The organism is Streptococcus pluranimalium, from assembly GCF_047785745.1.
GTDB lineage: Bacteria > Bacillota > Bacilli > Lactobacillales > Streptococcaceae > Streptococcus > Streptococcus pluranimalium_B.
Map to the genome: position 1 here is coordinate 1 of NZ_JBLOJT010000070.1, position 9,260 is coordinate 9,260.

Sequence of the window (9,260 nt, forward strand, 5' to 3'; positions counted from 1 at the left end):
AATCATTTCCAAACGTTGGGTTGTTGAGCGAACTTTTGCTTGGTTGAACCACTCTCGAAGATTAGCTAAGGATGTTGAAAAATCGGTATCGTCAGAGGTTGCTTTTGTCAAACTATCACACATTAGTCGTCTTTTAAGGGCTTTATAACTTAACTTCATAAGAAAACACCCCAATCGTTAGATTTTGTGTCTAACTTTTGGGGTGCAGTTCAATCCAAGGTCTTTTATATCTATACGTTTTACATCATACCACCCATTGGGTCCATACCTGCTGGCATAGCTGGTGTTTCTGGCTCTGGTTTGTTAGCCACAACGGCTTCTGTTGTCAAGATGAGGCTTGCTACTGAAGCTGCATTTTGAAGAGCTGAACGGGTTACTTTCACAGGGTCGATAATACCTGTTTCAATCATATCTACCCATTCACCCGTCGCTGCGTTAAAGCCTGTTCCAACTTGGCTGTTTTTCAATTTATCAATGATAACAGAACCTTCGTAACCAGCGTTATAGGCAATTTGACGAACAGGCTCTTCAAGCGCACGAAGAACAATGTTACGTCCTGTTGCATCATCGCCTTCTAAGTCGAGTTCTGCTACTTTTTCGATAACGTTAACAAGAGCTGTTCCACCACCGGCAACAATACCTTCTTCAACAGCTGCACGTGTCGCATTGAGGGCATCTTCAATGCGAAGTTTCATTTCTTTGAGCTCTGTTTCAGTAGCTGCACCAACCTTGATAACGGCTACCCCACCAGCTAATTTAGCAAGGCGTTCTTGCAATTTTTCACGGTCAAAGTCTGAAGTTGTTGTCTCCAATTGTGATTTAATCAAGTTAACACGATTAGCAATAGCTTGAGCTTCTCCAGCACCTTCAACGATAACAGTGCTGTCTTTATCAACAGTGATTTTAGCCGCTTGTCCCAGCGCAGCCATTGTTGCATCCTTCAATTCAAGACCAAGGTCTTCTGTAATCACCGTACCACCAGTCAAGACAGCGATGTCTTCTAACATGGCTTTGCGACGGTCACCAAAACCAGGTGCTTTTACAGCGACAACATTGAAGGTACCACGAATCTTGTTAAGCACTAGCGTTGGGAGGGCTTCGCCATCAACATCATCAGCAATGATAAGTAGTGGACGTGTTGTTTTAAGAACTTCTTCAAGGAGTGGCAAGATGTCTTGGATGTTTGAAATCTTCTTATCTGTAATCAAGACAAATGGATTTTCAAGGTCAGCTACCATTTTCTCGTTGTCAGTTACCATGTATTGTGACAAGTAACCACGGTCAAACTGCATGCCTTCAACCACTTCGAGTTCTGTTTCCATACCACGAGACTCTTCAATAGTGATAACACCATCGTTACCTACACGCTCCATAGCTTCAGAGATGTACTCTCCAACTTTTTCAGAACGTGATGACACCGCAGCAACTTGAGCAATAGCTTCTTTTCCTGAAACAGGCTGCGCAATTTCTTTAAGATCAGCAACTGCAGCGGCGACTGCTGATTCAATCCCACGACGAATACCAATTGGGTTAGCACCAGCTGTGACATTTTTTAGCCCTTCACGGACAATCGCTTGTGTCAAAACAGTCGCTGTGGTTGTACCGTCTCCGGCAATGTCATTGGTTTTTGAAGCTACCTCAGAAACCAATTTAGCACCCATGTTTTCAAAATGGTCTTCCAATTCAATTTCTTTTGCAATGGTCACACCATCATTAGTAATAAGTGGTGACCCAAAAGCTTTTTCAAGGACAACATTACGTCCCTTAGGACCAAGCGTTACCTTGACTGTATCTGCTAAAATATCAACACCGCGAACCATACTTTCGCGAGCATCTGATGAAAATTTTATATCTTTACTCATCTTCTAAGTTATCAAGAGCTTAAGAGGACAGCGTACTACCACTATCTTTCATCTGTTTTCAGTTAAACTCAATACAGACTAGCTCTTTCTCCTTTCTATTCCTTATTCTACAATCGCTACAATATCTGATTCACGGATGATAGCAACTTTGTCATCACCGTCTTTTACTTCGAGACCAGCGCCATTTTCCACAAGAACGGTATCACCAACCGCTACACTAGGCGTCACTAAGTCACCATTTAACGTTCGGATACCTTGTCCAATAGATACCACAGTAGCTGTTTTTGTCGCTTCATAAGAAGCACCAGCTAAAACGAATCCACCAACAGATTTTTCTTCTACTTCTTCAAAGGTTACGACCACGCGATCACCTAAAGGTTTTAACATAAATACACCTCCATACTTTTGATAAAAAATCTCATTAGCACTCTTATCAAACGAGTGCTAATATCTACAAAAACTATTATATCACTTGGTCAAAAATAGTCAAAACAAAAACACTAAAAACCTTGTCTTTAGTGTTCAGCTCATTTACCTTAGAAGGGCAGTTCCTCTTCTTCCAGCACTAGATCCGCTAAGTCTGCTGCTACGTTATTCTCACGCATGGCACGTTGGGCGCGACTTTCTAGCAATTGGAAGGATTGTCCTAAGACTTCTGTCATATAGTGTTTTTGCCCGTCTTTTTCATATGAGCGCGTTCGCAACTCTCCATCCAATGAAATCAAACTACCCTTGGTCCCGTAAGAAGCCAGTGTTTCTGCCAAACGTCCCCAAAAAACTACATTGACAAAATCTGCTTCACGCTCGCCATCCTTAGACTTAAAGCGGCGATTGACAGCAACCGTCACACGTGCCACAGACTTATCATTAGGCGTCTTCACCATCTCAGGCGTAGCCACCAAGCGGCCAATTAAAATCGTTTTATTATACATAAGATTTCCTCCTAACTATTTATTCGAAAAATATATGATAAAATGAAGAAAAAGGAGAAAATTATGGTAGATTTAGCATCTTATAGAGACATGCTGTCCAAACCTTGGGGGAAAATTCAATACGAATTGACCTTTGCTCAGTTAGCACACTTAGAAAACAAGGATATTTTAGATTTTGGTGCTGGATTTGGATTAGTCAGTCAATTCCTCGCTCAAAAGAATCAACTAACAGCTATTGAACCAAAGGCTGATATGCTTTTTGCGGATGATTCCCAAACATTTACTAAAATTCAAGGCTCTTTAGAAGCTCTAGAAGTATTAGCTGATCAGTCTTTTGACGTCATCTGCTGCCACAATGTCATGGAATATATTGAACCGAGTCAGCGTGCAGCTTATTTCGACCAGTTTCGTCGACTTCTAAAAAACAATGGCAAACTGTCTATTATCAAGCATAATCAAGTGGGAAAAGTTTTCCAAAGTGTGGTATTTGCTAATCAACCAGAACAAGCATTAGACTTATTACAAGGCAAAGGTTTTGAAAGCAAATCATTCGCTCACGGTAGCACCTATTCCAGGGAAGACCTAGTCGAATATAGTCAGATGTCTATCGAAGATTACCATGGTTTGCGTACCTTTTACAGTCTACAACCCAATGAATTTAAGACCGAAGCAGATTGGTTGGAAAAGATGGTCCAGATTGAACTAGCCGTTTCAAACTTAGCCCCCTATAAAGAGATTAGCTTTCTACAACATTTTTGGTTAAAAAAGAATAACTAATACCCTTTATAGAGAAACACAAATAACAAGCTAATGACAATTTCCACTTCTTGACACTTCAAATTAAGAAAGGAAAAAGAGGAAACAGAGATTATATCAAAAATTGCAAAAGTCAGAACCCTACACTCGAGAAGAATTACTCTGGTTTCTAGAAAATATTGGTCATCCATAAGCAGAGATACGAGATGATTTGGTCTACACTAGCTTCTGTCATGCCTTACTAGATGGGTCTGGTTAGCAAATCAGACTTTAGATGGTTAGCTGATCAAGTCACTCAGCGTCATCTCTTATTTTTTCACATGGATAAAACTGGTTTAGCGACTCTAACACGTTCCTTCACGGCTTTATTGATGGCGCTTCTAATTGGATTAGATGGAGATAAACAATCTGCTTATTGCGGCGCCTTATCCATCGAACAACGACAAGACTTTTTTTAGACAATCAACTGATTATTTAAAAGAAGAAGCAGACAATACAGGATGGTCGGATGACTACGGTTGGGTTCATGCCTTTGCTCATGGTGCAGAGTTCTTACTCTACACTAGTCACCATCCTGATTTTTCTGAATCTTATGAAGAAGTATGGGAAGTCACCACAAGCATTTTAAAAAAACAGCCAGCCATTTTTACTGCAAACGAAGAAAAGCGCTTAGCGACAATCATTAGCCAACTTATTTTGGAAGAAAAGATTACTCAACAAGATCTGCTTATTTGGCTTTCCAAGACCAATTTCCCAGATACGAAAGCAAAGGACTATTTGCGCTGGATTAACTATCAGAATTTCCTAATGACTATTTATTTGGATTTGAATCAAGGTCACATTCTCGAACAAAACTTAAAAGACAAAATTCAAAAAATATGTTCATTATAGGCAAAAAAAAGACGGAAAACCGTCTTTTTTACTTCTTCCAATGCTTCTCAATATCAAGCGCTTCACCGACCACAGCACTGTCATCTAGTTCAATGATACCACGGACTTGAGGAGCATTTGGCAGAGCCAACTCACGTGGGCTACACATCATGCCAAAGCTATCTTCGCCACGCAATTTACCAGAGAAAATAAGACTACCACTCGGCATCATAGCACCCGGAAGAGCCACAATCGTTTTGAGACCAACCGCCGCATTTGGCGCACCAGCCACGATTTGCACCGTCTTATCATCGCCAACTTGAACCTGACAGATATTTAAGTGGTCACTATCAGGATGAGCGACCATCTCAAGGATTTGCCCAACCACAAACTTAGGCGCATTGTCTGCGACAAGTTCCTCTGAAAATCCTTCTTTAGTCAACTCAGCGTTCAAAACAGCTACCTGCTCCGCAGTCAAAAAGACCTGACCGCGTCCGTCAAGGGTAACCAAGCTAGAGGCTTCAAAAATATTCCAAGCAACAGTGTCACCAGATTCCTCAAGGAAAACACGCGCAACCTTGCCATGACGCTCAACAGCAACCTTTTGCTCTTTATCTTCTTTAACAATAACCATGAGCACATCACCGACATGTTCTTTGTTATACGAATAAATCATTCTTTCTTACAATCCTTTCAAAAATGCATTAATCTCTTCTTTGGTTTTACGGTTCTTATCCACAAATCGACCGATTTCCTGACCATTTTCAAGCACAACTAAACTTGGAATCCCAAAAATATCCCATTTTAGCGCTAAATCCATAAAATCATCACGATCAACCTGCATAAACCTAAACTCATTATTTTCCGCTTCAATCGCTTCTAACAAGGGATAGAGATATTGACAGTCCCCACACCAATCAGCTGTAAAGAGAAAAACAGTCTTTTCACCAGAATCAATCTGTTCAGCAATATTTTCATAAGAAGATGCCTTAATCATGCCACAACCTCCTGAGCAATTATCTCACCTTTATTATAAGTGAAGTCAAATTGACGACCATCCGTCAAAACAACGCCACCACTGCTACCATGCTCGTCTTCAAAATCATTAATATAAACAACTTGAATGTCACCAAACTGGCTAAAATAAGCACGAATATCTGCCATACGACGTTCTTTCTGTGCTTCACCGATTTGATAAGCCAGCTTAGCGGCAAAGGCAGTAATCCCTAAACCAAGCAAGACACCACCCAAAATGTTTAATTTCTTATTCTTCATAAGCACTATTTTACCACAAGAAAACCGTACCAAGGCAGTTTTTAGCATTATTTTTAGAATAATGATGTTTAGCATTGACTTTCCTACTGATAAAGGTTATGATGGGTAAGTAATTAAATGTCAGAGTTATCATGTTTCACATTTTCATCTCCTTTTATTTACGCATCATAAAAGGAAGGAAGTAACTCATTATGGCACAAGGTACTGTAAAATGGTTTAACGCTGAAAAAGGTTTTGGTTTTATCTCAACTGAAGAAGGTCAAGACGTTTTCGCACACTTTTCACAAATTCAAGCCGATGGTTTTAAATCACTTGAAGATGGACAAAAAGTTGCATTTGATGTTGAAGAAGGTCAACGTGGCCCTCAAGCAACAAACATCGTTAAACTTTAATTAAACGATAAGAGTCTGAGATAAATGATCTCAGACTCTTTTGTTGCAAAAATAAGCACAAACAACTTATCTCTGCCCTCCTTTTTCATTTCAGATTAAAAGTGGTAAAATGCTAATAAGACTTATATAGACGAGGAGACTAACATGACAGACCTATTTCATAAAATCAAAGAAGTAACCGAACTCAAAGGAACTTCAGGTTTTGAACAACCTGTTCGCGACTACCTTCGTGAAAAAATCACACCCCTAGTTGATGACGTTCAAACCGACGGACTTGGTGGTATTTTTGGCATTCGCCATCATGAGGATAGCAATGCCCCACGTATTATGGTGGCAGGTCACATGGATGAGGTTGGCTTCATGGTTAAAGAAATCAAGGAAGATGGTACTTTCCGTGTGGTTGAACTTGGCGGCTGGAATCCTCTCGTTGTCAGCTCACAACGCTTTAGTTTACACACGCCAGATGGTCGTATCTACCCAGTTATTTCAGGCTCTGTGCCACCTCACTTCTTACGGGGCAGTAATGGCTCTTCCCTTCCCAAAACAGAAGATATTGTCTTTGACGCAGGTTTTACCAGCAAGTCAGAAGCTGAAAGCTTTGGTGTCTTCCCAGGTTCTGTTATCATCCCTGAGTCTGAAGCGGTTCTAACAGCTAATCAAAAACATGTTATCAGTAAAGCCTGGGATAACCGTTACAGTATTCTCATGGTGCCTGAAATGCTCCAAGCTGTGAAGGACGAGACACTAGGACATACCTTAATCGCTGGTGCAAACGTTCAAGAAGAAGTTGGTCTTCGCGGTGCGCACGTCTCGACCACCAAATTCGACCCAGAACTCTTCTTCGCTGTCGACTGTTCGCCTGCAGGTGATATTTATGGCAATCCTGGAAAGCTTGGGGACGGTACTTTGATTCGTTTCTACGATCCAGGTCACATCATGTTGCCAAACATGCGTGATTTCCTATTGACTACCGCTGAAGAAGCTGGCATCAAATACCAATATTACCCATCCGCAGGTGGTACTGATGCTGGCGCTGCTCACCTCAAAAACGAAGGAATCCCTTCAACAACTATCGGTGTGTGTGCTCGTTACATCCACTCACATCAAACACTCTACGCTATGGATGACTTTATCGAAGCGCAAAACTTCCTACAGGCTATTGTGAAGCGTCTCGACCGTTCAACCGTTGACTTGATTAAGAAATACTAGAAAGGACTGAGCTGAAGTTAAAGCTCAGTAACATAAAGGATGAAAATTGGTTTTATCGGCGTTGGCAAAATGGCAACTGCTATTATCACCGGACTTAAGCAAACCGAGCATGAGATTCTCGTCTCAGGCTCATCACCTGCTCGTTCAAAAGAAATTTCTGAAAATCTCGGATTGACGGCTACTTCATCTCATCAGGATTTGATAGATGAGGTTGATTTGGTCATCTTAGGCATCAAACCACAGATGTTTAATACTGTCTTGTCAGACTTAAGCATGACCAAGCCTGTTATGTCTATGGCAGCTGGCGTCAGCTTAGACAAGCTAGAAGAACTCACTGACTCCAAACTTCCTCTCATCCGTATTATGCCTAACATGAATGCCCAGATTCTCCAAAGCACCACAGGTATTTGCTTTAATCAAGACGTTAGTGAGGATTTAAAAGTTCTGGCACATGAGATAACAGATAGTTTTGGTACGACTTTTGAGCTAGCTGAGAAGGATTTCGATACCTTCACAGCCCTTGCTGGTTCCAGCCCTGCCTATATCTATCTCTTTATTGAAGCCATGGCTAAAGCTGGTGTCAAAAATGGTCTGACCAAGATACAGGCCCTTGATATTGTGACGCAAACCGTCATGGCTAGTGCTCAAAATCTTCTGGCATCAGAGGATAGCCCTCATGACTTGATTGACAAGATTTGTAGCCCAGGTGGCACAACCATTGCCGGTCTTATGGATTTGGAAAAAACTGGCCTCCCCCACAGTGTTGTATCAGCCATTGACGCTACCATCGATAGAGCTAAGAAGCTGTAGCAATCCGTACAGAAAAAGACGTTGAGAACTCATCTCAGCGTCTTTTACATTGGGATAAAAAGCATATCCATAAATGCAATTAAATTGTTAAAGGCATGGAAGGCGATCACATACTTTAGAGATTTGGTTTGCCAATAGACAAATGCTAATGCCGTAGACATGACACCGTAAGCGATGGCACTACCAATATTGGTTGGTTGATGAGCTAGAGCAAACAATATGGAACCAGTAATTAAACCCAACCACTCTTTCTTTGGAAAGAGATGCTTAGCCGCAAATCCTCTAAAGATGATTTCTTCCGTCACAGGCGCTACGATAACAACCATTACAAAAAAAAGAGGAATCGGAAGCATGGTCATCAAATCATTCAATCCTGCCTGATTGACAGTATCCGTCTGCCCTTCAAGACTAAGCACCCACGTGGATAACCCATTTCCCATCATAATAATGGCATAGGCAATAATAAAAATCAGCCAAATTGATTTGGTCTTCTCACCAGAAAGCGGGGAGAAAACAGCTCGTTTTTGAGCAATCTCCACTACAAACGCTCCAATAATCAAAAAAATAAAGGTAACACCTGCTGTTTGAATCAGATTAAACTGAACTTTTTCTAAAATTTGATTATAGGCTAAAACACCACCTATAAATAAGCTCGGTATCTGTGTTAAAAAGAATAACCCCACCATCAAACATAAGGTTTTAAAAAATTGTTTCATGATAACTCCTAATTGTAAACTAGAACTATTTTATCATAAAAAACGATTCAATAGGGCCTTCATTCCAACAAGGCTGATTAGACAGAAATATATAAATGCTATTAATAAGAAACGATTTGGTAGAACAATGCCAAAGAAACCTTCTAAAAGCAATAAGACACTCATTAAAATCATCAAAAAGACTAAAGTCCAAGTCGTCGCCAAGTTATTAATTAACTGATTTCGTTCGTCATAAGCTACTACATAAGCTGGATGTAACTTCTTTGGATTTTTTTGAGTCATGTAACTTGCCATGAGAAGAAGGATGGAAACTCGCTTTTCTGAACTTTGTGCGCTATTTGATATTGAGCACACGTTGACTAGAAGCATTAGGAGACTACAATTGAGAATCGAACAAATCATACTGGCTTATCATTTGAGATATTTTGAAATTAACTA

General features: G+C 40.6%; 12 protein-coding genes and 2 pseudogenes. 7 read left to right on the forward strand and 7 right to left on the reverse strand.

Going from position 1 to position 9,260, the window contains the following annotated elements; translation table 11 throughout:
• Positions 1–148: pseudogene (locus ACMZ6U_RS07465) on the forward strand (IS5/IS1182 family transposase); the annotation flags it as partial.
• Positions 149–239: 91 nt separating this feature from the next.
• Here ACMZ6U_RS07465 and groL read toward each other — a convergent pair.
• The 3 genes from groL to ACMZ6U_RS07480 all read right to left on the reverse strand — a co-directional run bounded on the left by groL (position 240) and on the right by ACMZ6U_RS07480 (position 2,794).
• Positions 240–1,862 carry a chaperonin GroEL gene (groL, locus tag ACMZ6U_RS07470; RefSeq protein ID WP_416107578.1) on the reverse strand — a complete coding sequence of 541 codons (1,623 nt, stop codon included), beginning with the start codon at positions 1,860–1,862 and terminating at the stop codon, positions 240–242.
• A gap of 102 nt (positions 1,863–1,964) precedes the next feature.
• On the reverse strand, positions 1,965–2,249 hold the full coding sequence (gene groES / locus ACMZ6U_RS07475) for a co-chaperone GroES (protein ID WP_416107579.1): 285 nt from the start codon (positions 2,247–2,249) through the stop codon (positions 1,965–1,967).
• A 149-nt stretch (positions 2,250–2,398) separates the two neighbouring features.
• On the reverse strand, positions 2,399–2,794 hold the full coding sequence (locus ACMZ6U_RS07480; RefSeq protein WP_115129551.1) for a single-stranded DNA-binding protein: 396 nt from the start codon (positions 2,792–2,794) through the stop codon (positions 2,399–2,401).
• A 63-nt stretch (positions 2,795–2,857) separates the two neighbouring features.
• Here ACMZ6U_RS07480 and ACMZ6U_RS07485 point away from each other — a divergent pair, with 63 nt between their 5' ends.
• The gene (locus ACMZ6U_RS07485) at positions 2,858–3,571 is read left to right on the forward strand and encodes a class I SAM-dependent methyltransferase (protein WP_416107581.1); all 714 of its coding nucleotides are present in this window, start codon (positions 2,858–2,860) and stop codon (positions 3,569–3,571) included.
• Positions 3,572–3,943: 372 nt separating this feature from the next.
• Positions 3,944–4,441 (forward strand): DUF2785 domain-containing protein, encoded by a 498-nt coding sequence (locus ACMZ6U_RS07490; RefSeq protein WP_416107582.1) that lies wholly within the window; start codon positions 3,944–3,946, stop codon positions 4,439–4,441.
• Positions 4,442–4,469: 28 nt separating this feature from the next.
• Here the strand turns inward: ACMZ6U_RS07490 and ytpR are convergent, their stop codons facing one another.
• Genes ytpR through ACMZ6U_RS07505 form a run of 3 tightly spaced genes read right to left on the reverse strand, consistent with a single transcriptional unit; the run spans position 4,470 to position 5,770 of the window.
• Positions 4,470–5,096 carry a YtpR family tRNA-binding protein gene (gene ytpR, locus ACMZ6U_RS07495; protein ID WP_416107584.1) on the reverse strand — a complete coding sequence of 209 codons (627 nt, stop codon included), beginning with the start codon at positions 5,094–5,096 and terminating at the stop codon, positions 4,470–4,472.
• 6 nt (positions 5,097–5,102) lie between these two features.
• Positions 5,103–5,417, reverse strand: a complete 315-nt coding sequence (locus tag ACMZ6U_RS07500; RefSeq protein WP_104967118.1) for a thioredoxin family protein — start codon at positions 5,415–5,417, stop codon at positions 5,103–5,105.
• Positions 5,414–5,770, reverse strand: a complete 357-nt coding sequence (locus tag ACMZ6U_RS07505) for a DUF4651 domain-containing protein (RefSeq protein WP_416107586.1) — start codon at positions 5,768–5,770, stop codon at positions 5,414–5,416. The genes ACMZ6U_RS07500 and ACMZ6U_RS07505 overlap by 4 nt, the downstream gene beginning before the upstream one ends.
• Positions 5,771–5,886: 116 nt before the next feature.
• Here ACMZ6U_RS07505 and ACMZ6U_RS07510 point away from each other — a divergent pair, with 116 nt between their 5' ends.
• The 3 genes from ACMZ6U_RS07510 to proC all read left to right on the forward strand — a co-directional run bounded on the left by ACMZ6U_RS07510 (position 5,887) and on the right by proC (position 8,106).
• Entirely contained in the window at positions 5,887–6,087 is a 201-nt protein-coding gene (locus ACMZ6U_RS07510) for a cold-shock protein (RefSeq protein WP_104967117.1), read from the forward strand.
• A gap of 144 nt (positions 6,088–6,231) precedes the next feature.
• Positions 6,232–7,296 (forward strand): glutamyl aminopeptidase, encoded by a 1,065-nt coding sequence (gene pepA, locus ACMZ6U_RS07515; protein ID WP_416107588.1) that lies wholly within the window; start codon positions 6,232–6,234, stop codon positions 7,294–7,296.
• 39 nt (positions 7,297–7,335) lie between these two features.
• Entirely contained in the window at positions 7,336–8,106 is a 771-nt protein-coding gene (gene proC / locus ACMZ6U_RS07520) for a pyrroline-5-carboxylate reductase (protein WP_416107590.1), read from the forward strand.
• Positions 8,107–8,150: 44 nt separating this feature from the next.
• On the opposite strand, the gene ACMZ6U_RS07525 is transcribed toward proC, so the two are convergent.
• Positions 8,151–8,822: a lysostaphin resistance A-like protein gene (locus ACMZ6U_RS07525; RefSeq protein ID WP_416107592.1), complete on the reverse strand. Its 672-nt coding sequence runs from the start codon at positions 8,820–8,822 to the stop codon at positions 8,151–8,153.
• A 286-nt stretch (positions 8,823–9,108) separates the two neighbouring features.
• Here ACMZ6U_RS07525 and ACMZ6U_RS07530 point away from each other — a divergent pair.
• Positions 9,109–9,260, forward strand: a pseudogene (locus tag ACMZ6U_RS07530) (IS982 family transposase); the annotation flags it as partial.